24 protein-coding genes are annotated in these 21,451 nt (G+C 55.7%); 9 read left to right on the top strand and 15 right to left on the bottom strand.

All coding sequences use genetic code 11. The features are described 5' to 3' along the window. From BSU04_RS47090 to BSU04_RS13225, 5 genes are all read left to right on the top strand, one after another. Positions 1–341 (top strand): hypothetical protein (locus BSU04_RS47090; RefSeq protein WP_218827277.1); only part of this gene is annotated, 341 nt, incomplete at its 5' end. 219 nt (positions 342–560) lie between these two features. Beyond that, positions 561–695, top strand: coding sequence for a hypothetical protein (locus BSU04_RS47580; RefSeq protein WP_256982662.1), 135 nt, complete (start codon positions 561–563; stop codon positions 693–695). A 681-nt stretch (positions 696–1,376) separates the two neighbouring features. After that, positions 1,377–2,216: a hypothetical protein gene (locus BSU04_RS13235; RefSeq protein WP_089161024.1), complete on the top strand. Its 840-nt coding sequence runs from the start codon at positions 1,377–1,379 to the stop codon at positions 2,214–2,216. 239 nt (positions 2,217–2,455) lie between these two features. Continuing rightward, entirely contained in the window at positions 2,456–3,283 is an 828-nt protein-coding gene (locus BSU04_RS13230) for a transposase (protein ID WP_256982661.1), read from the top strand. Positions 3,284–3,595: 312 nt separating this feature from the next. Continuing rightward, positions 3,596–3,940, top strand: coding sequence for an H-NS histone family protein (locus tag BSU04_RS13225; RefSeq protein ID WP_373452828.1), 345 nt, complete (start codon positions 3,596–3,598; stop codon positions 3,938–3,940). Positions 3,941–4,081: 141 nt separating this feature from the next. Here the strand turns inward: BSU04_RS13225 and BSU04_RS13220 are convergent, their stop codons facing one another. Continuing rightward, a complete protein-coding gene (locus tag BSU04_RS13220) occupies positions 4,082–4,402 on the bottom strand; it encodes a hypothetical protein (protein ID WP_089161022.1) in 321 nt (106 codons plus the stop codon). A 50-nt stretch (positions 4,403–4,452) separates the two neighbouring features. Here BSU04_RS13220 and BSU04_RS13215 point away from each other — a divergent pair, with 50 nt between their 5' ends. Next, entirely contained in the window at positions 4,453–4,674 is a 222-nt protein-coding gene (locus BSU04_RS13215) for a hypothetical protein (RefSeq protein ID WP_144021223.1), read from the top strand. Positions 4,675–4,790: 116 nt separating this feature from the next. On the opposite strand, the gene BSU04_RS13210 is transcribed toward BSU04_RS13215, so the two are convergent. From BSU04_RS13210 to BSU04_RS13200, 3 genes are read right to left on the bottom strand one after another with little or no spacing between them, the layout of a single operon-like run. Then, on the bottom strand, positions 4,791–5,171 hold the full coding sequence (locus BSU04_RS13210; RefSeq protein ID WP_089161020.1) for a hypothetical protein: 381 nt from the start codon (positions 5,169–5,171) through the stop codon (positions 4,791–4,793). 16 nt (positions 5,172–5,187) lie between these two features. Next, positions 5,188–5,892 (bottom strand): StbB family protein, encoded by a 705-nt coding sequence (gene stbB, locus BSU04_RS13205; RefSeq protein ID WP_089161019.1) that lies wholly within the window; start codon positions 5,890–5,892, stop codon positions 5,188–5,190. 7 nt (positions 5,893–5,899) lie between these two features. Further along, positions 5,900–6,277, bottom strand: a complete 378-nt coding sequence (locus BSU04_RS13200; RefSeq protein ID WP_089161018.1) for a hypothetical protein — start codon at positions 6,275–6,277, stop codon at positions 5,900–5,902. A gap of 509 nt (positions 6,278–6,786) precedes the next feature. On the opposite strand from BSU04_RS13200, the gene BSU04_RS13195 reads away from it, so the two are divergent. From BSU04_RS13195 to mobF, 3 genes are read left to right on the top strand one after another with little or no spacing between them, the layout of a single operon-like run. After that, entirely contained in the window at positions 6,787–7,119 is a 333-nt protein-coding gene (locus BSU04_RS13195) for a hypothetical protein (RefSeq protein WP_089161017.1), read from the top strand. 8 nt (positions 7,120–7,127) lie between these two features. Further along, on the top strand, positions 7,128–8,678 hold the full coding sequence (locus tag BSU04_RS13190) for a type IV secretion system DNA-binding domain-containing protein (protein WP_089161016.1): 1,551 nt from the start codon (positions 7,128–7,130) through the stop codon (positions 8,676–8,678). Then, positions 8,678–11,578 (top strand): MobF family relaxase, encoded by a 2,901-nt coding sequence (mobF, locus tag BSU04_RS13185; RefSeq protein ID WP_089161015.1) that lies wholly within the window; start codon positions 8,678–8,680, stop codon positions 11,576–11,578. The genes BSU04_RS13190 and mobF overlap by 1 nt, the downstream gene beginning before the upstream one ends. Before the next feature lie 185 nt (positions 11,579–11,763). On the opposite strand, the gene BSU04_RS13180 is transcribed toward mobF, so the two are convergent. The 11 genes from BSU04_RS13180 to BSU04_RS13140 all read right to left on the bottom strand — a co-directional run. After that, positions 11,764–12,255 (bottom strand): phospholipase D family nuclease, encoded by a 492-nt coding sequence (locus tag BSU04_RS13180; RefSeq protein ID WP_256982660.1) that lies wholly within the window; start codon positions 12,253–12,255, stop codon positions 11,764–11,766. A gap of 34 nt (positions 12,256–12,289) precedes the next feature. Continuing rightward, complete coding sequence (locus BSU04_RS13175; RefSeq protein WP_256982659.1) at positions 12,290–13,261, bottom strand: ATPase, T2SS/T4P/T4SS family; 972 nt, start codon at positions 13,259–13,261, stop codon at positions 12,290–12,292. 37 nt (positions 13,262–13,298) lie between these two features. Beyond that, positions 13,299–14,333: a type IV secretion system protein VirB10 gene (virB10, locus tag BSU04_RS13170; protein WP_256982657.1), complete on the bottom strand. Its 1,035-nt coding sequence runs from the start codon at positions 14,331–14,333 to the stop codon at positions 13,299–13,301. A 137-nt stretch (positions 14,334–14,470) separates the two neighbouring features. Further along, positions 14,471–15,328 (bottom strand): TrbG/VirB9 family P-type conjugative transfer protein, encoded by an 858-nt coding sequence (locus BSU04_RS13165; protein WP_218827276.1) that lies wholly within the window; start codon positions 15,326–15,328, stop codon positions 14,471–14,473. Positions 15,329–15,374: 46 nt separating this feature from the next. Beyond that, a complete protein-coding gene (locus BSU04_RS13160; protein WP_256982654.1) occupies positions 15,375–16,097 on the bottom strand; it encodes a virB8 family protein in 723 nt (240 codons plus the stop codon). Beyond that, positions 16,087–16,386, bottom strand: coding sequence for a hypothetical protein (locus tag BSU04_RS47085; RefSeq protein WP_218827275.1), 300 nt, complete (start codon positions 16,384–16,386; stop codon positions 16,087–16,089). Before BSU04_RS47085 ends, BSU04_RS13160 begins: the two co-directional genes overlap by 11 nt. Further along, entirely contained in the window at positions 16,364–17,416 is a 1,053-nt protein-coding gene (locus BSU04_RS13155; RefSeq protein ID WP_179258308.1) for a type IV secretion system protein, read from the bottom strand. Before BSU04_RS13155 ends, BSU04_RS47085 begins: the two co-directional genes overlap by 23 nt. Positions 17,417–17,423: 7 nt before the next feature. After that, positions 17,424–17,639 (bottom strand): EexN family lipoprotein, encoded by a 216-nt coding sequence (locus tag BSU04_RS48790; RefSeq protein WP_373452829.1) that lies wholly within the window; start codon positions 17,637–17,639, stop codon positions 17,424–17,426. Positions 17,640–17,646: 7 nt separating this feature from the next. Beyond that, positions 17,647–18,333 (bottom strand): type IV secretion system protein, encoded by a 687-nt coding sequence (locus tag BSU04_RS13150; protein WP_089161008.1) that lies wholly within the window; start codon positions 18,331–18,333, stop codon positions 17,647–17,649. A 9-nt stretch (positions 18,334–18,342) separates the two neighbouring features. Continuing rightward, positions 18,343–20,949 (bottom strand): VirB4 family type IV secretion/conjugal transfer ATPase, encoded by a 2,607-nt coding sequence (locus BSU04_RS13145; protein ID WP_089161007.1) that lies wholly within the window; start codon positions 20,947–20,949, stop codon positions 18,343–18,345. Between the two features lie 145 nt (positions 20,950–21,094). Beyond that, positions 21,095–21,451 (bottom strand): Tn3 family transposase (locus BSU04_RS13140; protein WP_144021222.1); only part of this gene is annotated, 357 nt, incomplete at its 5' end.

Genomic DNA, 21,451 nt, shown 5'->3' with positions numbered 1-21,451 from the left:
CCGGGCGCGTCTTTACTCGCCCTCCGGGCTCCCTTCGACGCGCCGATATCATCTTGCTCAACCGCGCAACCCGACATCCTCACAAAAGTTCGAAATACGTCTCAGTCAATCAGAAAGTGGTCCGCCGCCGTTTAAACGCGCTTTCTGACCGCCATCCACAACTCCATAATTATCCCGAAGTTCTGTCGTGTGCGGGTATCAATTGTCCTTGCGAGCATGCGATCGCACATTTCCGCCAAACTGAGTTCCGATGTTCAAGGCGTTACCACGTTGGCAGCGCAGGCCTGCTGAAAGCGAAGATTGACAGCCTCAATCCGATCGACCGCAAAACCTGCCACTGATCGCCGGCCCGTGAGCCGGACTTGATCTCCAGGAATAGCTTGCCTCAGAGAGCAAAACCGACCATTGCCGGCGGGTATCTGATCAAGCGCGGGCTCATGCCAACGACGGGCTTGCAGAGGGACCGGCGTGTTGCTGCCCGGCAGCAATAGAGAGACGTTCGTGTGTCCGTCACCACGCGTGTTCTCAGATTCCACTGAGACGATCGTCGCGAGTTCAACATGACGCTGATGCGCTTCGCGGTGGGCAACTACTCCAAGCGGAAAATAGACGCGGTCGAGCGAGCCGCCAGTCAGAAAGAACGCGACGAAAAAGATCGAGATTGCAGCGCCCCGATCCGTGCGAAAAAAACTTGAGTGCATGGCGAATAATCGAAGGGCAGGCGAGCACCGCCAGGCATCCAATCGCGGTGAAACGCCAGGTGTCCCCAAGAAAAATACCGGATCGAACTTCAAGTCTTATAAACAGAAGAGGAAAGCAGAGAATAGCCGCAGGGATCCAAAGCGGTAGGGAGAGAAAAGAGCGAAGGTGCAGCTTGTCGGTTGTTGTCATCTTTGAGCCTGCCCATCTTTGGTTGCGGACCGGCGCGAAGTGGCGCGAGACTTTCTTTTGGCTGTGTCGTCTCAGCTATACTATAAATATACGCACCATCCCGGCGCCCTAATGCCCGTACTGCGTGAATTACCTATCCCCGCTGCTGCGTTCTTTCAGGTCTATCTGGCTCCGGCGCAAGACGTTCGTCGGATCGTATATAGCTTCAGGGCAGGGCTCCGGCAAGCAACGGAGATTGTAGCCCAGCAGAACGAGCGAATGAGCCCCACACACCCAGCTAAGTTTTTCAAGAAGGATGATGTGGTGCGCCTCCACGCACTCGCTCGCAAACGGGGCTTCGACGAGGAAAGACTCACCGCGAATTGCACCGTAGTGAACCGAGAGAAGACCCCACCGCTGCTCGCGAGGTCATGCCACGAGGAGAACTCGGCGATGTTCAGGCAACGCGATGATCGTGCAGATAACCACTTCGATATCCTATAAGCATGGAACGGATAACAGCGCTGTACTGGATGGCAGGGCAAGCTTCGCTAGCCGTGTTGATGATGCTTATGGGGATCCTGGTTTGGAGAATAATTCAGCGCACTGGTTTTGTGAGCCGCTCGAGCCTTCCAGAAAATGCGACGCTGGAAGACATGGCCCGGTCCGACACCTTACTCGACAAAATGACCTCGCCCGATGCCGCCGTACGTGAGAGAGCAAGACGGCGCGTTATATGGGTAGCCGGTGGGGCCGGACTGTGTGTGGCCACTCTTTTCGTGATGAACAGCATTTTGGACGGGTATGTTTGGCGGACCGTGCTACGACCTGGCGTCGAGTGGAAGATAGATCTAGCTCTTTTCGCAGCTGCGTTGCTCTTTGTCGGCTTGATGAAGCTTACGTCGCGCAAAAGCTTACCGGACCTGAACGCACAGAGCAGTTTTGCGGTGACGATGCTATCGCTACTCCCGGTAGTCGCGATGTTCTGGTTTGTATGGAACAGCACAGCGAACGTAGCCTTGTATGCATTGCCTAGGGACGCTCTTTCGTTGCAGGCAACGGTTGAGCAGGCGGGCAGACATTCGGGCAAAGGCGGCCTGACGGACAGCGCAACGATACAATTTAGCGATGGCACTTCGATGGCGTTAAGTATCCCAGAGCATACCGTGAAAGCATTGCAACTTTTGGTCAATGGCCAATGCACGCTGAACTACCTACAGAAAGGAATGACCGTGACGGTGCAAGTTAGACGTGCGGTCTGGGGGGACGCGGTCGATCGCCTGAATGCAACAAGAAGTTGCGGCGAGATGGTTATCGAGAAAGGGCGGCTCACCAACGAAAGTTAATGTGATTTCCATAATTCATGATCCAGCCAAAGCGGTTCTGATAATCATATAGCCGGCCCCCTCCGTTCCGTTAGAACGGTTGGCGTACAACTGGTTGCTAGTTTTTCCGGGTCATCGAATTTGTCTGTGAGCCTCGCCGGTATTGGATTTGTGATCGGCGAAGGCAGATCGGTTAGAGTCCATATTTTTGGACTCAGCGAATGACGGGGAACCCATGCTGGCAAGCGATTCCGACGAAATTGAGCGAAGCGCAGTTTGAGGAATTTGTCTTGCTACACCTGAGTCGTGGCCGACGAGGACTGCCACCGACGCTGTCGTTGCACAAGATCTTCAACTACATCCTGCAGGCGCTCTATATGGGATGTCAGTGGAAGATGCTGCCGATCAACAGGAATGCAGAAGGTCTGCCTGAAATCCACCACACGCGTATCTACCGGATGATGCGGCGCTGGCAGGCTGATGGCAGCATCGACCGGATCTTTTCGGGCACGGTGCATCTTCTTCATCAGGACCAGCTCCTCGACCTTTCAGTCATCCACGGCGACGGCACGACGACTGCAGCGAAGAAAGGCGGCGACAACCTCGGGTATAGCGGACACAAGCATTTCAAAGGCTGCAAGGTCGTCGCCTTCTGTGATCGCCACTGCAACATCATCGCGCCGTTCGTGACGGCCCCGGGCAGCCGCAACGAATCGCCGCTGTTGTGCCACGCGCTGCCCAGACTCACCGACATGGCTCGCGCCATTGGCGCGGACCTGCGAGGCTCAACCGTCAGTCTGGATGGCGTCTACGATTGCCGGGACAACCGCCGCGCGATCTTCAATCGCGGCATGACCCCGAACATCCCCGAGAACCCGCGTGGGCGCAAAACACCAAAGCGCGGGCGCAAGCAGCACTTTGATCCGGCGATCTTCGAGGAGCGCTTCAGGACCATCGAACGCGTCTTTGCCTGGGAAGATAAGTTCCGCCGTCTGCTGCTGCGCTTCGAACGCATCAGTGACGTCCACTACGCGTTAAAGACACTCGCTTATTCGATGATCAATCTGCGGCACCACTGCCGAAACTGATCTCACTTTCAGGCTTTGCGTAGCATCGTCGGCGTTCGGCTCAGCGTCGCGATCGAGCTCGACCCGTTGACACCTTCATCTTCGTATAACGAAACATATATTCGCATCTTCACCGTGCCGTACCCGACATCGATTTACGCCTCAGGCTTGTTCGACCGCTCCGTACAAAATCAGCGTCGAAACTAGCAACCAGTTGCGAGTGTCGACCACGCTTCGTTTCATGCCGCGGTCCGTTCGGAGGAGGAACGGTCCAGAGCGGCACGCGGTTATCATCCTGTTGCCACGCGCTTTCCGGAACGGCTGCGCACATCGTTGGTCGAACTCACATTGCCAATCATAGAAGAAAACACGACGGAAATGACGAACACTGGATATCGCGCCCTGCTGGCGCAACGTGAAGCACTCGAAAAGCAGATTGAAGAACTTAAAAACGCTGAGCGCGGCGACGCGATCGATTGGATCTTGGAGCAGATGGCGCTCTTCGACGTAAAGCCCGAAGACCTCGCGCCCCACCGGGGCCGCGGTCCTCGAAAACAATCGGGCCCTGTAGCCGCCAAGTACCGAGATCCCGCCTCAGGTGCGACCTGGAGCGGTCGCGGAAAGCCCCCTCGCTGGATCGCAGGCCAGGAACGAGAGAAGTTTGCCATCAACGACTGAAACTCAAGTGTCATTGCGTCCACGAGGTTATCCACAATTCTTGTGGGCAGAGTTGTGGACAACCGTGCTCGAAAGCTCATAAACCATTGTTGTTACGGCGCATATTGACCGCGCCTCGCTGCGCGTCACGGATTTTCCGCGTCAATCGATCAACGCAGGTTCAGGCTCGGGCGGGTCGTTTCTTCCCGGCGCAGGCTTGAGTCCGGCGAGAACGTTCTGCCGCACGCGTTGGTGGACCAGCAGAAGGCGCACCTTTTCAAGTGCGACCAGCTCGCCAAGATTGTTGTCACGCCAAGCCTGATGGATTGATTTGAAGTAGACGTCGATTTCATTGATCACGCCGCGGCTAAATTGGACTTCCAGCACGAGCCGCTCGATATCTTCGTTGCCTCGATATTTCTTCCAGAACGAGCGAAGTTCCTTCAGGCTGAGTTGCGCGAATTCAGGAAGCGGCTTACGCATACCCGAACCACGTCTCGAAATCTCGCATCGCAGAGGTGATCGCGACTGCCGTGTCGGCTGAAGCCGCCGCGCCGCTCGGTACGATGAAAAAAGATGCGGCTGCCGAAGCTGCCGAACTGCGGCTTGCATCGACCGGTTGGCTCCCGGAAGTCCTCACCAATAGGGAAGTACCGAAGGCATGCAGGGTTGGTTCATGTGATGACCATGACGGCGACTCATCCGAGGGCGATGAGCTTGACGACATAACGTCGCAAGAGGATATCAAGGACTAGGGCCGAGGAAACAGGTGTGATCCACGGACCACCTAGGCTGCGCCAAGGTGGTCTTTTTGCGTGCAACGTGCGTTGCCCTAAATCTATGACCGACCGCCGCTCGCACCTGCGTCGCTTCATCGATGCAGCAGGTATGCACCCAAGAGCGCCGCCGTCGCCCCTACAAATCCACCGACACCCGCGCACAACGTGGCGATCACCATCATGTGTCGTTGCCCAACCGTCGCCGCTTTGCGCACCGCGTTCGGGATCGCCACGGTAAGCTTTCCCTGATCGGCCTGGACTTCTGCCATGTGGCGACGCAGTTTGTGATGGGCCGCGACCAGTTCGTGGGTGGCTGCGTTTAGCGTCTTGGATAGATCAGCTCTCGCGGATTCAAGTCGCTCAGCAGTAGCAATCGACTCGGCCTGACTCTTTTCGAGCGACTGAGAAATTTCCTTCGCTTCTCCCAAGAACCAGTCGAACATCAGCTCTTCTTTTGTGGGCGGTTTGTCCATCGTCACTCCTCCATCGTCACGCTACCAGCGCCGCATAGGCCTCATCGAGGTTATTTCTCACGGGAATGGCCAACTGCGTCCAACGGTACATGCGTGCATACTCACGGCGTTTATCCGGGTCCGTTTCGGTCTTTGCCAAGGTCCGATAATCGGCGTTATCATCAATCAACGTGTCAAACCCGATTTTCTTGGCGGCAAGATACTCATAGATTTCACTCTCGAATAGAAAAGCGTTTGGATTAACCCAGCCTTTCTTCATCTTCTTAACGTAATTGAAGATCGCCGGAATTTCTTCGGTCGGGTCATTTTGTATGCGATTGGGAAACAGTCGGATTTTTTCACTGGCAACACCGATACTTAGCAGCGCTTCAACGGTCTTTAGACTTTCCTGCCACGCCTTCTGTTCAGACGTGACCGGAATAACATACAAGTCAAATTCGGCAGCGGAACCGGCATAGCGTGACATCGCTTGCATAAAGACTTCGATATTGGACGCGCCGATATCGATGATCGCATCATCTTCCAAGATCAGAGACTCCAACAGAGCGCCAAAATCCTTGCCTCTTAATTGCTCGACCTCTGCCGCTCCCAAGTCGCTCGCGGATTGATTGATGGTTTCGACCGCGTAAAATGCGGCATTCGGCATACGGGGTTTTAACAGATGATGTGCAGTGACAGTCTTTCCCACGCTGCCGCTGTAATTCAACACAGCGATTTTCATATTGTCCTCACTCGTATTTTGTGTCCAGGCCAGTGAAATCTGTGCTTTCGCGAATGGTCCTAAAATCCTTCTCGGTTTTGATGCGGTCTGGTCTCGCCGCGAGTTCAGTTTTATTGTTTATTTCCGATTCGTCCGAACCATTTGGTTCGTCGAACACGCCACTTTTGCGGTCCGGGCGACTTGCTGGTGAGGTTGAAAGAGCAATAGTGCTTTTGCCCTCACGGAGGGGTCCCGAAGAAGTCCAAATGTCCCCCTGTCTCGCCCTCAACAGCGCTTTCGCAAAGCTTGCGAAATTGCACGATAAGCCCTCTTCATTGCGCAGTGTCTTCCACACATCTTCCCGTGATGCCCCTGCTGAAAACGCCGCCTCAATCTCTTTGAGCATGTTTCGGACGATGGCCGAGTTGCTGCGTGGTTTGAGAGCTGAAAGGGGCATTGATTTTGAAGTGTTCTGAGTCAGATTCGCACTGTTTGCCTATCACTTTGATGTCCTTGTTTTGTACTCTAGACGTCTTTCTTCATACATTCAAGGTTGATTTTGTCTTTAAAATGGCTCCTGTGTGTCCTCTAGTTGTCCTCTTTATGTCTTCCTGTGTGTTCTACGTGCAAGTCAGCAGCCGTTGCTCTCACGCGGCGCGTGAGAGAGCATTTGGACGCTATTTCGACCCGGTTTTCGGGTGGTTTAAGCCTTCGCCCTTAATAAAAATCACGGGTGTCTTATCCTTAAAATGGCCATACACCATACGCAATGCAAAGCATTGCTAAGTGGTTGATAAATAAGAGGTTTCTACGTTGATCAGAACCCGATGTAAAACTCGTGTCCTACAATCCCGTTGAAATGACAGTCAGGCAAGCGTATCGTGTAAGACACATGTACGACAGGGTGAGTCAGACGTGCCAACTATCAGCTTCCGCGTGACAGATAGCCAAAAAATCGAGCTTGAAGCCCGCTCGGACGGCAATGTGTCCGACTACGTCAAGAGTGTTTTGTTTGATCAGCAGGCCACGCTCAACCAGATTCTCCAGCGATTGCCGTCGGCACAAAGTGTTCAGCCGCAAGACACTAGATCAGCTTTTGATCACACGAATCCCAACATTGAAAATATACTAGCGGAAGTGCTGATGCTTCTGCGGTTCACCGTGAAACCCGACAGCAAACGCTCAGTACATGCTGAGCTAAACCGGCTTGGTCTGCCGCTCTGGCACCCCGAGGCCGATAAGTCGTAGGGGGCAAGATGGAAGACAAACAGAAGGCGCAAATCACGCTAGCGGCGCTCATCGCGATGCCAATCGCGTCCTGGCTGATCGTGGCAAAGCTTGTTTATGGTTTCACGCCCCAGAACGTACGAACTACTCTTGAACATCTCATTCGCGAGACGCCTCAGTTGTGGCCGCTTTGGACTGCATTAATTGGCGGGCTGGTGTTAGCGGTCGTGGGTTTAATCGTCGGTTTTCGGCTTGGAAAGCAAACGTTTGCGGGCGCCCACTTTACGAAGTTCTACCGTGGTACAGAATTAGTCAGCGCCGCGGCGCTTGCGAGAAAGACGCGTGAAGCAAACACTCGTCAGATAACCATCGCTGGTGTTCCGATGCCAGCGAAAGCCGAACGCACTCACGTCTCGCTGGGTGGATCAACTGGAGTCGGAAAATCGACAATCTTTAAAGAGATGATGGTCGGTTGCCTGGAACGCAAGGACAGAATGGTAATTCTCGATCCAGACGGAGAGTTTCTATCTACGTTCTACAAGACGGGCGATAAAATATTGAATCCGTACGATTCCCGGACAGAAGGTTGGAGCTTTTTTAACGAAATTCGTGAAGACTACGATTTTGAGCGCTATGCGCGATCCATTGTTCAACAATCGGACAGTGCGGATTCGGAAGAATGGAATGATTACGGGCGTTTGCTATTTTCGGAAGTCGCGCGCAAGGTCTATAACACCAGCCGAAATCCATCCATGCGCGAAGTATTTTCGTGGACAAACGGCCGAACAATGGAAGAACTTGAAGCGTTCGTTGAAGGGACCAACGCGCAAGCGCTATTTACTGGCAGTGCGCGCGCGTCCGGAAGCGCGCGCTTCGTATTGAGTAACAAGATCCCGCCGCACCTGAAAATGCCTGAGGGATCATTCTCACTTCGCGATTGGCTAGCCGATCCGGATGGCGGCAATCTGTTTATTACCTGGGATGAGAATATGCGCGCGGCTCTGCGTTCGCTGATTTCATGTTGGGTTGATTGCATCTTCAGCAGCGTGCTTGGCATGAAGGCAGACGATGAGCGACGCGTCTGGACTTACCTGGATGAACTCGAGTCGCTTGCGAAACTGCCGACCTTGGGCGATGCGCTGACCAAGGGTCGCAAGAAGGGGTTGTGCGTCGTGTCCGGCTATCAGACATATTCGCAATTAGTGAAAGTCTATGGCGAGCAGATGGCCGAGACGATGCTGGCGAATCACCGCACCGTGGTCGCGATGGGGATTGGTCGCATGGGTGAAGTAACGGCCGAGAAGATGTCGCGCGCCTTGGGTCAGCACGAGGTCATGCGCAAGCGCTCAGGCAGCAGCCGACGTTTCGGGCAGATGGGGACCATTAGCGAGAACGAGGAGATTAAGCCTGAACGAGTCGTGATGCCGTCCGAGCTGATGCGCCTGCCGGACTTGCAGGGATATCTCGCATTCCCCGGTGACCTGCCGATTGCAAAATTCGAGATCGAGCACGTCAACTATCAACGCTCGTCTTCAATTCCCGGCATTTTGACGCCGGACGGCGAGATTCTGGGGGCGTAATGCTAAACATTACCACAATCACGCGCCAATCCGCCGGGAAGGTCGTTTCCTACTACGCCGACAGCGCGGACGACTATTATGCGAAAGACGGCAGCGCAATGCAATGGCAGGGCCGTGGGGCTGCTGCGCTCGGTCTTAAGGGGGCAGTGGAGCAAGAGCGCTTTCGCGAGCTACTGGACGGGCGCATAGACAGTGTCACGCGCATTAAGCGGAGCGTCGGCAGTGAGCGACTGAAAGAGCGTTTGGGCTACGACCTGACCTTCTCGGCGCCGAAAGGCGTTTCCCTGCAGGCGCTGGTGCACGGCGATCAACGAATCATCGCTGCGCATGATAAGGCGGTGGCCGCGGCAATTGGTGAGGCCGAATTGCTTGCCATGGCGCGCAGTACCGTCAACAAGAAAACGTCGATTGAGCACACTAAGAACCTGGTCGTCGCCAAATTCCGGCATGAAACCTCTCGCGAGCTCGATCCGGATCTTCACACGCACGCTTTTGTGCTGAACATGACCCAGCGGGGAAACGGGCAATGGCGGGCGTTGACCAACGATGGGGTGATCCACTCGCTCAGTCATCTCGGCAACGTCTATAAGGCGGCATTGGCCAAAGAGCTGGAACTTGCCGGATTTGTGTTGCGCTATGACCGTAACGGCACGTTCGACCTCGCGCACTTTTCTGAACACCAGATTAGCGAATTCAGCGCCCGCAGCCGGCAAATCGAGGCGGCGTTGGCCCAGAAGGGTTTAGATCGGGCCAGTGCGACGCAGGCTGAGAAAAATCAAGCCGCGATGGCGACCCGTCAGCGAAAAGGGGCGATTGATCGCGACGCCATCCGGGAAATCTGGAAGGAGCGATCCGACGCGCTGGGGATCGACTATGCAAGCCGCGAGTGGGCCGGCGCCGGCAACCGTACTTTTGGTCCCGAGGCCCCCACCAAGGCGCCCCAGCTGGAGAAGCCGCTCGCGCATCATGCCGATCAAATCGTCAAATTCGGGATCAAAAGCCTCACCGAGCGGCAGTCAATCATCACCGCCCAAGAGCTCATGGAGGTCTCTCTTCGACACGGATATGGAATCCTATCGTCCGATGACGTGCGAGCGGCCATTGATCGTGCGGGAAAGGGCGGTCATCTGATCAAGGAGGAAGCGCTTTTCACCTCCATGAACCCCGCCAAGGATGCGCGATCCACTACTGCAAAGCCGGTGTCGGCGCCGGCCCCGACACCAATGAGCCGCGCCGACTGGGTTAGTTCACTGGTGCGCGCAGGCAAGACGCGTGATGAAGCGGCTGCGCTAGTCGCAAAAGGAATCGAGCGGGGACGATTGAAGCCGGGCGACGAGCGGTTTACCACTCACATTGCGCAGCGCCGCGAGCGTGACATTCTCGCGTTCGAGCGTGAAAGCCGTGGAACGGTTACCCCCCGCATCAGTAAGGAAGCCATCGCGGCCTTTTTGTCGGGTACGACATTAAACGCCGAGCAAAGCCGCGCGGTGTCGCGCATCGCTGAATCCCGCAATCGTTATATGGCTGTACCGGGCTTTGCCGGCACCGGCAAGAGCTTCATGACTAAAGCCGCGAGGGACCTGATGGAAGGCCACGGTTATCGGGTGACCACCCTTGCGCCCTACGGTAGTCAGAAGAAAGCGCTCGAAGCTGAGGGGTTGGACGCGCGAACGTTGCAATCGTTTCTCAAGGCGAAGGACAAGAAGATCGACGGCAACACGATTGTCTTCATCGACGAGTCGGGCGTCATCCCCGCACGGCAGATGCACGAGACTATGAAGGCGGTTCAGGAAGCAGGCGCGCGCGTCGTGTTCCTCGGAGACACCGCACAGACCAAGGCCATTGAGGCGGGAAAGCCCTTTGAACAGTTGATGAAAGCGGGGATGCAGACTTCTTATATGACCACCATTCAGCGACAGAAGGATCCAGATTTGCTGAAAGCTGTCGAGCTCGCCGCGGTCGGCCACTCTCGCGAATCCCTTGCGCATGTCTCAGCCATTTCGGAGATTCGTGAAGCGTCGGACCGGTACCGATCGATTGTCGAAGCGTACGCCGGTCTCGATCGAACGGGCCGCGCACAAACCCTTGTCATCACTGGAACCAACGACAGCCGCAAAAAAATCAACCACGGCATCCAGCAAGCGTTGGGCTTGTCGGGGACGGGACAGGACTATCCTCTGTTAAACCGGCTAGACACCACGCAGGCTGAACGTCGGCACAGCAAGTACTATGAGAAGGGCGCAATCATTATCCCGGAGCGCGATTATCACTGCGGCTTGAAACGAGGCGAGCAGTACACCGTGCTGGATACGGGTCCAGGTAATCGCCTGACAGTGCACGATCGTGATGGGGCGGTCCTGCAGTTTTCCCCTGCGCGGACCACACAACTATCGGTCTATAACATCGAGCAAACTGAGATCGCTCCAGGTGACCAGATAAAAATTACGCGCAACGATGCGGAAAAGGACCTGGCTAACGGCGACCGGTTTATCGTCAAGAGCATCGGTGACGGGGAAATCGCCCTCGAGAGTGACGGTCGCAAAGTGACGATTGACGCGCGCTCGCCAATGTTCGTCGGTCTCGCTTATGCATCCACCGTGCACAGCGCGCAAGGGCTCACATGCGACACGGTGCTCATCAACTTGGAAACCAAGTCGCGCACTACTGCCCAGGACGTGTATTACGTCGCCGTCTCGCGAGCTCGCCATGAAGCATTGATCTTCACCGATGATGGAAAGAAGCTTGGTGAAGCCGTCAGCAGGGAAAGCAGCAAGACCGCTGCGCTTGAGTTGAGTCAGCTTCAACGCCACGGTTCATCTCACGAGCCAAATAATCGGATGCAGCATGAACAAACGCGGCAGAAAGAAAAGGGCGACCGCGAAATGGGTTATGGCAAGTAACGATAGTGGCGCACGGCTTGGCGTGGCATCGAACTCAACCTCAACCTCGACCGCGACCTCGCCCGAAGAGAAAACTGCGGAGGCTGATTCAAGTCGCCGGAGCTTGGGGAGGGAAGAGGCGCTTTTCCCGTCGCAAAAGCTATTCCACTGAACACCGCACGATTACGAGTGTTACCGACCGCTTTTCAATAGCTTGCCCTGTAGGGCTGTCCCTGGTCCCAGCGGCTTTGCCAGTGATGCAAGAAAGAAGCTGCGACGTCCGGGAAGTTCCAGATCACGACAGCGTTTTCGCTGTTCGCGCGTTCTGCCGACGAAGTGAAATTAAACGAACCGGTCTCGACGGTTTGCTCGTCCGTAATAACAATCTTGTCGTGCTGGATCTTGTACCGATCAATTGTCCGGAGCTCAACGCCACCGTTGACCAAGATGTTCATCGCCGCAACATTTGCGCGCCCTTCATTGCTGCGAGCATCCAGCACCACTTTTACGTCGACGCCGCGCTTGTGCGCATCAATAAGGGCTCGTGCGATATCAGGTGCGGTGAAGTCGTACCCCATCATGCGAATATCGTGCCTTGCCGTGCGGATGACATCGAGAACGAGTGCTTGCGCGCTACCCTCGGGCGAAAATCCGACCTGGACCGTCGCAGCTGATACCGGACCGATCGACAACGCCAATGCAAGGGCTAGACAAGTCAGCGGGATCGAGACGCTATGCCGTAAGTTGTTGCTTCCTGAAAATCGGGTCATAGAGAACCTCTTTGATTTGTCGATCTTCCATGTAGACGACGACATCCAGCGTCGTGTTAATCGTTTTCATGATGACGCCGTAGTCGAGCAAGCGGCCGACCTCGGACGCTTTGACAAGCGTCGCAATCCGGCTCGGTGTGGTGGCGGCGCTGTCCGCGTGCGTCGAAAAGATGCCACCCGGGTGACCGGTGTTCGCACCCGCCAAGTAATCCCACGCGGCGTCATCCCGTAGCTCCGTCATAAAAATGCGGTCAGGAGACAACCGCATGCATGCCTTGAGGCATTCCGCGGCCGATATTCTGCCTTCCTGGCTCCCGTACATCATGTAGCCGACTTCATCCTGGTTTTCGGAAGCTACCTCGTGTACGTCTTCCATCAGCAAAACGCGTTCGGTACGTGGCACCTCATTGAGGAGCGTGCGGGTGAGGGTGGACTTGCCGGAACCTGTTTTCCCGGACACTGCGATGTTCCTCTTGCTCGTCACGGCCAAGCGAAGGAAACCCACGAGGTCGTCCGCTTCGAGCCGGGCAAGTAGGTCCTCTTCGAACGGCTCGAGTGTCGTCAGATCTGCTTGAGTTTTACGCTGCCACCCTTGGAATCTTCCTTCGTCGCGCAGGGTCTCGAGAGACTTGTTGACCGCCAGATGTTTGCGAATGGCGATGAGTATGGTGCCTTCAAGAACAGCGGGAGGCCAGCAGATAATGCCTCGCGAGCCATCGGGGAGCAGCACGTTATTGATGGGACGTCTGCCCAATCCGTTCCAGCTAAGCAGCGTGTTGGTAAGCTTTTCGAGATACGCTTGCGAAATAGCGGGGTCGTTGTGCAGGGCGCGCCCGGTCGTCGTGACGGCGACCACCTGGCAGAATTTATTGACCCGTATTTCGAAGACGTCGGGGTCATCAAGATACGGTGCGAGCGGGGCTAAGGTGGCCAAGACCGACGCGTCGCGAGCAATGATGCGGGGAGCAGAGCTAACTACCATCTGCGCTCAACCCATATACGTCACTAAAATCCAGATCTCGTCGAACGAAGATCGATACGGTGTCGCCTTGCTGGTCGTACAGTGTCGGGGGAATGTCGATCGACGCGCGAAGCGCCTCGCGAGCAAGTGAATCTGAGGTGTTGCTCGTGTTGTCGAGATTGACCTGCGTGTTTCCCCCGCCGTGATTGGCAGAGTTTGCCGCGACCTGCACAAGAGCTTGACCGACGTCCGAAAACACCGAGATGAACATGGCACCGGCGAAACGATCCCAGAAATGAGTATCGACTTGCCCCGGTATGCCCGCACTGCCGAGGCGATTGGTCCCCGGGCTATCAATGTTGACGACGACATTGTCAGGATTGCGCAGACGTGTCCAAAGCACGAAGACACGAGCTTGCCCCTGCTTGATGCCGCTGGAGATCTCACCGGTGACGATCGCGCCCTTGTCGATGAGGCGCACTTTGCTATCTGCCGAATAGACGTCTCGGCTCACCTGACAAGAAACCATGCCAGGCACCGTCGTGTCGAGCTCCGTTTTATTGCCGCACGGGATCATCGTGGCAGAAGGGACCGTCAAACTTGCATGTTTGAGCGTTGAAGCTTTCGCGCTTTCGGTCGGTACCGAGGTCATCTTTGAGGCGAGTCCTGCGCTATCCCGACTTGGCTCCGCTCGTACCGCCACGCGCGACACAGTCGATTCCGAGACCTGATCGCCGCCTTGGGCGCTTCCGGCAGCCGAGCCGTTTCCCTGGCCCAAGCGCCGAGCAGATGCAATTTCTTCGGGTGTCGCGACGTGTTTCTGATTGGCTGAGGGTCGCGCCGTTGGCGGGCTCGTGTCGCTCGGCGCATTCGCGTTCACCGCTGCGACGTTGCTGGCAGGTGAATTTGCCGACGCGCCAAGCGGGGACGCATTAAATTCGTATTTGGGGAGCGCGTTGGTCATTGTTTGCGGTTTGCCCGTACCATCATCTGGTGATTTTGCCGGGTGAAATGCGCGCCATACCATGAAGCCGATGAGAATCATGCCGATCACGCACATGAACGCGACGAAAGCTCGTGCGCCGGGTATGCGTCGCCGACCCGAAGCGCCGAGACTTTCGCGCCCGTCATCGATCCTGTGATCGTCATCGACCAAGTGGTCGATATCTACGTCGCGGCCTTTCATTCGTCGCTCCCGCTATCATTGGTTTTGAGCACGCGTGAAACGCCGGGCGCGGCAACCCCGCTTGGATTCCCGCCCAAAGTGGGATCAAAGCTGTCGTTGCGCACGCCAACGACCTTGTCACCAGCGCGCACGCGCCATTCGCGCGCCACCATTTGCGCTGCGATGATGTTGTGGTCTGGGCCTTCGACATGCGTGTTGACCGTGCTTTCTTTCCCGTCGGAGCCGATCACAAAAAGGGTCGGCAGTTCCGCATTTGCCGGAAACTTGAAATAGGTGAAGCGGTAGTCATCCCAGATGTTCACTGGGGCAATGTCCTGCGCAGCTGGATCGTTCGTCCTTTCGTAACTGAGATTTTTGGGGCTTTGGCGGTCCGCGCGCGCGAGCGCGTCTTTGATCCGCTGATCGTTGCGCTGCTGATCGGATGCTGCCGCGTCATCAAGTGGGTACCGATAGTTGAGCTCTACGGTTGCCTGCTTCATCGACCACGGGTTCGCGATGAACGCGTCGACCACCTTTCCGTCAGCGTCTTTCTTTTTATAGCTTCCGATGAAATGAAGAAGGATGTTGTAGACGCGTCGGTCCGTCACAATAGTAAGATTCGTGTCGCTGAGCTCGGCCTTTGGTCGGATAAAAAAATGATTCAGCTTGTGTGAAAACTCCCACGCCGCATCGTCGCCAAAGGCATGGGTCACATATTTTTCGCCGGGCGCAACTTTGATATGGATTTGAATGCCGGTGACAGCGTTCAGTTGTACCGTGTCTGCCGCGTTATAGATGACGGTTTTGATACGATAGTCGTACGGCGAATTCGTCTTTGGTGACACGGCGAATGCAGGCGACGAGAACGCGAGCACGGTCGCGATCGAGATACCGAGGAAGGAAAGGGATCGGATTGTCATGTCATCCTCCGACGCGGCCCGCTGATTCCGCATTTGTGCGGAAGCTGGTCACCTGAAAACCCAGCGGATTGATATATCGTTGCGAGGCTGTCATCGGCCTCACTACATATCGATACCCGATGGTCGCAATCCAATATTGCGGCGGCTCGGGAAGCGGGCGGGTGCGGTATTTCTTTGTGGTCGTATACCGGATCGTCGAGACGCCGTGAGCCACGTCGGTGATAACGGACGTCACGTGGACACGCGTGTTTTCGGAGTCGCCGAGCCGCTTGTCGATTGCGCTGGATGTGCCGTATGCGTTTGTCACCCGAAACTCATCAGCAACATCGCCGGTCGACATGAGGCCGATGGCGTCATAGTCTCCCTGGGCGGCGTAGAAATCGTACGATTCATGGTGAACTACGTATTGAGCAATCCAGAAACTATCGACCACGTCGCCGTAGGTCTTCTCACCCCTAACGAGCGAGACCTCTTGGACTTCGCCCGTGTCTTTGTTAATCGTTAACATGTGCTCGGGGACGGGCTGGCTATAACGCATTACGACGCCAAGGACCGCAATGACGCAGACGCTCGCGAGCGTGCCAAACCCGGTGGCGACAATCCAGGCGCGCTTTCTCGATTCAAGGACCTCGTCGAGATAGTCAATTTCCAACCCACGTCGCTCAGCCCGGTATTTCTCAATATCGGCGCGAGCAATGGGTGCGAGGGCGGATTCATTTTTCACTTTGGCTGGCTCCCGCATTGGGCAGAACGATCTGTTGTCCGGCCAGTTCGCTCGGGATTGTCCTGTTCACGGGTACGAGATGTGACATGTCGGGCTGCGGCGCCGGCTTTGGCCCGCTCGCACATCCCTGAAGTCCGAAGGCAAGTAAAATCCCGACCGTGCTGCCAAGGTGAATCATCGCGACCCTCGAATTGAATAGCATGATTTTTGGATGAATCCATGAACTGCAATAACGAGGATTAATTAAACGACGGATGCGTTTGCGATCAATTGCGTGATCCTTTTGCAAACCCTTGCATTCCCGAGCCATCCGTCGTCCCAGAGTTGGAGACAGTGGTTTGCTCGCTAGCGCTGTTGCTGCTCGCACTACTTGTCGACGGACTTGCTGAGCCACCTGTTTTGCTCGTGCTGCTGCTACTCGGGGTTTCTGCTGGCTTCTGACTGGGCGGCTGGGTTGAACGTCTGAGATGCTTGAATATGTCGGCGGAAACACCGTTGCCCCAACTTGCGGCCATATGAGGAACTTCTTTCATCACGAAATAGGAGACAACCGTAATCAATCCACAGACCATGATCGATACTAGGATGGGCGAGCTGGCGTTCGGTACGGCTGCCGCAGCAATTGCCGACGAATAAAAGTGCATCAATAGCCCAAACACAGCGGCGACCAGCACCGTCACAAGTCCGTAGTTAATAACCGTTCCGATCCACCGGCTGAAGAGATCGGATGTCCCCTTGAAAAGCAGGGAAAATATGAAGACTGGGCCGAAGCAAATTGCAACGCCCAACATGGACTTCGCCATGATGATCAACCCCGCACCCATGCCGCACATAATCACTGTGCAAACAATCACAGCCACCCCTAGAAAGCCGCTTGCGATGCCGGGGCCACTCATGACACCAGCGTTTTCGAATGCGGTTTTCGCAACATGCAAGCCGTCGTCGATCGCCTTGTCTATAACACTGGCGATCTGATTTTGCTGGTCGCTCCCTGACGCGCCGTTGATGATGAATAGCGAGGCGAACTCGTCAGGTGTTTTCATCGCTACGTTAGCAAGCGACGTTTGGTACCATCCGCCGGCGCTGGCAATACTAATGACCAGCGCGTACTTGACAAACCGCTCGACAAGACCGGTCAATGGTTCGTGGCCCGGCCTTGCCAATAAGAAGAGTCCTTCAAGCATTAAAGAAATGGTTAGCCCTAGCGCAACCACCGGCGTAACCGCCGTGATAATGCGCCCCAGGTTGGCGGCGACGAACTGCGAAACCACAGTATCGATATAGCTGAAAATTTGCGTCGTCGCGTTAAAAGTAGCCATATGCCACCTATTTGCCCAAGACTGTGATTTGCTGTTGCGCCGCGATAGCGTTCTGACAGTCTGGAGTCGCAAGTTGCGCTGCGTCATTTTTGCATTCAGGAACCCTGGCAAGACGCTCAGTGTCGTGTTGCATATACCAATCCCTCGTACGCTCGGAATGGACGCTGGAAGCCTGATTGCAAGCTGCCAATAGGACCAGGGGAAAGAAAAATAGTGCTCTCATCATTAGTTCAATCTCCGGTGATATTAGGCGTCGTGTTGTCGTCGGCGCTGGTGCCGATGGTGTAGCGACGCACAGCCAGCGTTTTTTGCTGCTCTAGAAGCTTGTCTTGCGATTGTTGAAGCATTGCCATCAATCGAAGCTTCGCTTGCTCGCCTTGAATCGAGCCCTGGGCTGTTTGAATTCGAGCCTGCAGGTCCATGATTTCTTTGGGGGTCGTCGTCTGGTCGATCTGGTCCGTTAGCGCCTGGATATTGTTGAGCTCGGCCATCTCATTGTTGTACGACTGCATGCCCATCGCTCGGTCGGTCGCGCCCTTTTCTTCCAATTTCTGGTTGATGAACGCCAACGCATCGGTGCGCCCCATGCCGTTGATCTGCCCTTGGAACGAGGAAAGAATCGTGGAAGCTGAACCACTTACACTCGAATTGCTATTCATGGCGTCGGCATAAACCTGATTCCAGTTCGACGGCAGGTTTCCACGAAGCAGGGAGGTATCGCCCGAGAGCATGGATCCGATACCCGACGATCCGGTGAGCGCCGCATACTGTTGCTGTGCTTGTTGCAGCTCCGCTTTCATTGTCGTCAGCTGTGACGCCATTTGAGTTAGCTCCGCGGGGCTGATCGTGACATCGATCGCGTGGGCGCAGGGTAGGAGCGAGATATATGCGACGACGACAAATGCAAATCGTTTCATGTCGATTCCTTACGCGGATTTGCGCACGACGGCGCCGTAGTAGGCAGGGAGCCACACGTCCGGATCGGTAGTACCCAGTTGCTCGATGATTCGTTGGAGCTTGTCGCCGTTATCGGGCGTTCCGGATAACACGCTGATCTCCTCATCCATGTTCTTCAGCACCATTTCGGCAAGCGCTGAGCTACCGCCCTGTTTGATGAGGAACTGGCGGCTGTTCTCGGGAATGGAGAGCATTGCTTCGAACTCTGCGGCCGTCAGATTCAGCCCGTTGACGTAGTCATTGGCGTCAGCGTCCGGATTCTCGAGAAGAATCTTCGTGATGCATTGCTGGACGATGGTTTTGCCGATCCGGCTGTCGAGCGCATCGTTCGGCTCTTGCGTCGCGAAAACATAAACACAATCCTTCTTCCGGTCGGTCTTCAACCCTCGTTTGATTTCAACGTCCATGATCGGGTCGTCGAGGTATTGGGCGAATTCGTCGAAAACCTGCAGGAAGCGACGCGTTCCATCGATTGACTTTCGGACGCGGTAGAGGAGGTACATGAGCAGGGGCGTGCGGGCAATAGGAGACCTTTCGCCGGGCGCAACGATGAAATCCGAAAGATCGAAACCGAAAATATCATGCGTTTCCAGATTCAGTGCGTCGCCGTCGTTGTCGAACAGCCAGCCGTGCTCGCTACCGCGTAACCACGGTTCGAGCAAGGACGCGAGGGTCGGCTTGTCAGAATGATTGGTGCGGTACGGATTCGGAATATGCTGCGCGACTGCTGTCAGCGTGCGTTGCTCGTGAGCAATGAGTGCGTCGCCGCTGGCGTCGCCTCCCATGACAGCGTCAACGGCTTCGTTCAGGCTCACCACGTCGACGTGGTCCAGCGGGCCGTTGAGGGAAGTCTCAGCGAGCAGACGCACCAAGCGTTTGACGAACAGGATGTTCGCGCGCGTGGGTTCGAGCTGCAACGGTTGCCAGCCAGTCGCTTCACCGTCCCGAAGGACCGTGTAATGGCCACCGAGCGCCATTACCAGCGGGAACATCCCGCGATCCTTGTCGTAGCAGACCATGCGCGGACTAAATTTGCTGGCATCCGACAGCAGCTTATTCATCAGGGTGGTCTTTCCCGCCCCGGTCTTGCCAAGGATGATCGTGTGACCTGCGGGCCGCTTGCCGAGCCAGTTTTCGCCGGGAGGCGTCGAGTGGAAATTGAAAAAGAGTGGCGTTCCCGATGTTGTCTTGAATAACGAAACGGCTGGCCCCCACGGGTTGCCATCGGGCTTTCCTGACATGAAGTTGTGAAACGGCGAAAACGACAAGAAATTCCAGCTATTGATTGGAGCGGACCGCGGCGCGAATACGTTGTTGGCCGGCAGCCGCGCGTAATACGCTGCTTCCGACGCCAATCCGACGGGGCTCGCGCTGATCGCGCACTGATTGAGCATCACGCGGACTTTGCGCGCGAGCTTTTGCGCACCCTTGGCAGTCGTGGCGGTCACATGGACCGTGCCGTGATGCCAACCCATAATGAAGCGGCGAGAAACTACATCGTCGTTCGCGTCGGTGATTTGACGAATTTGCGACGCGCTCTTGTCGCGCGTCTCTAGGAGCGCCTTTTGTTGGTTGGTCAAGAACACGCTCGCAGCCATTGAGGAGACACAGCAAAACGACTGGGTCAGCAAGAATTCGAAGTCAGCCTCCATCAGGAGGTTTAACTGACCCGGCTCTGTTTCTTCGGGATAGTCGCGGATCTCGACGGCGGCTGTGTACATATCTGATTCCTCGCCGCGAATCTGCATGACGTCGCCAAACATCGAGCTAACAGGCCGGTTTATCATGAGGTAGCTGCGGATGCGGTCACGGCACACCGGAACGGGAGAGGCTTCGTTGTTCGCTAGAAAGCCGAGCCACTCGAGTGCACTGGAAAATGCGAACTGCGCGCCGGTTTCCGTAGCAGCGGACGTAACCTCGACGTCACCCGTGTCAGCGAGCAGGTCATCCGAATCCGCTTGATCGTCCCCCTCATCGGCGCTTTCCTCGGCGATCCGAACACCACGCTGATCCCTGTAATACACGCCGAGTCGCTCAATGCCATAGGGCTTCATTGTTCCAAGCAGTTGCGAGGCAATGTCTTCCAATGAAGCAAGCGCTTCCACCTGCATGTCATCCAGCTCACCATGTGAAGGGCGCTCGAAGCGGGCCAGGAACTTTTGCGTAAGGTCTCCAACCGGGTTGTAGACAACCGTTAGATACAGGTCGTTGACCATCAGCGGGAAGTCGTCGAAACTTTTCCGATAGTTCCGATCGACTTGCCGGGGAAAGGACAACGCAAATTCGCTTTCCGGGAAATTGGTGATTTCTCGGTGGTGCAGGTGCGTCCAGAATTTCACGTGTTCGTTGCCAACCGACTTGAACAGGTTGTTTAAGTCGCGATGCCAGTGAACGAGATCAGCGTTCGACGCGCAATCGTGCGTTCGGCCGCGAAGTTTGAAGACCATCAGATATTCGCCGTTGATCGTGCTGATGGCGTGATCCGTGACGTGGTAAGAATACGGCAGATATTTGACGAACGCCGGCTCGTTCTCGAACGACCGAACCTTCTTGACCTTCCGGATCGTGGCGACCATTATTTTTTCTCCCTGTAATCGACCGGCGAGTAGCTTGATCCGCCCCATTTCGATGAGAAGGGGGAATCCACCCGATTCATCACTTTCGTTCGAAAAGCAAGTCGAGGCCCGACCGGGATTCATTAAAAATCCGCCACATCTCAATCTAAGCGGCTGATTTGAATGCGAAATCAATCGTCGGATCGAGCGGTGGGACGGAGCGCAAGAGATCCAGCAGATAGTCGCCGAACCGGTTGATGTGCTCGCGCCGGTACGGCGACAGCACCTTGAGGACCTCGGCATCGACCGGATGCCCCTTCTCCTGCAGTTCCTTCAACTTGCGCGACATCCACTGCACGTTGTACAGGATCACCATGTTCGCGACGAGGTGGTTGTACTTGATCACCTTGCGCTGCTCGTGTCGGACGTTTTCGGCGATCACGCCTTCGCCACCGAACATCAGCCATTGAGCGAAGTCATTGAACTGCTCGCTCTTGTTGGTCGCCGCGTGAATCGTGCGCCG

It is taken from the genome of Caballeronia sordidicola (genome assembly GCF_002220365.1).
Lineage (GTDB): Bacteria > Pseudomonadota > Gammaproteobacteria > Burkholderiales > Burkholderiaceae > Caballeronia > Caballeronia sordidicola_C.
Note: the sequence above shows the minus strand (reverse complement) of the source record. Positions and strands in the feature narration are given on the sequence as shown.

Coding starts and splice junctions, on each gene's coding strand:
- BSU04_RS13220 (WP_089161022.1), bottom strand. CDS start 4,402: ATGCGTAAGCCGCTTCCTGAATTCGCGCAACTCAGCCTGAAGGAACTT.
- BSU04_RS13155 (WP_179258308.1), bottom strand. CDS start 17,416: ATGGCTACTTTTAACGCGACGACGCAAATTTTCAGCTATATCGATACT.
- virB10 (WP_256982657.1), bottom strand. CDS start 14,333: ATGATTCTCATCGGCTTCATGGTATGGCGCGCATTTCACCCGGCAAAA.
- BSU04_RS13150 (WP_089161008.1), bottom strand. CDS start 18,333: ATGAAACGATTTGCATTTGTCGTCGTCGCATATATCTCGCTCCTACCC.
- mobF (WP_089161015.1), top strand. CDS start 8,678: ATGCTAAACATTACCACAATCACGCGCCAATCCGCCGGGAAGGTCGTT.
- BSU04_RS48790 (WP_373452829.1), bottom strand. CDS start 17,639: ATGAGAGCACTATTTTTCTTTCCCCTGGTCCTATTGGCAGCTTGCAAT.
- BSU04_RS13200 (WP_089161018.1), bottom strand. CDS start 6,277: ATGCTCAAAGAGATTGAGGCGGCGTTTTCAGCAGGGGCATCACGGGAA.
- BSU04_RS13145 (WP_089161007.1), bottom strand. CDS start 20,949: ATGGTCGCCACGATCCGGAAGGTCAAGAAGGTTCGGTCGTTCGAGAAC.
- BSU04_RS13190 (WP_089161016.1), top strand. CDS start 7,128: ATGGAAGACAAACAGAAGGCGCAAATCACGCTAGCGGCGCTCATCGCG.
- BSU04_RS13235 (WP_089161024.1), top strand. CDS start 1,377: ATGGAACGGATAACAGCGCTGTACTGGATGGCAGGGCAAGCTTCGCTA.
- BSU04_RS13210 (WP_089161020.1), bottom strand. CDS start 5,171: ATGGACAAACCGCCCACAAAAGAAGAGCTGATGTTCGACTGGTTCTTG.
- BSU04_RS47580 (WP_256982662.1), top strand. CDS start 561: ATGACGCTGATGCGCTTCGCGGTGGGCAACTACTCCAAGCGGAAAATA.
- stbB (WP_089161019.1), bottom strand. CDS start 5,892: ATGAAAATCGCTGTGTTGAATTACAGCGGCAGCGTGGGAAAGACTGTC.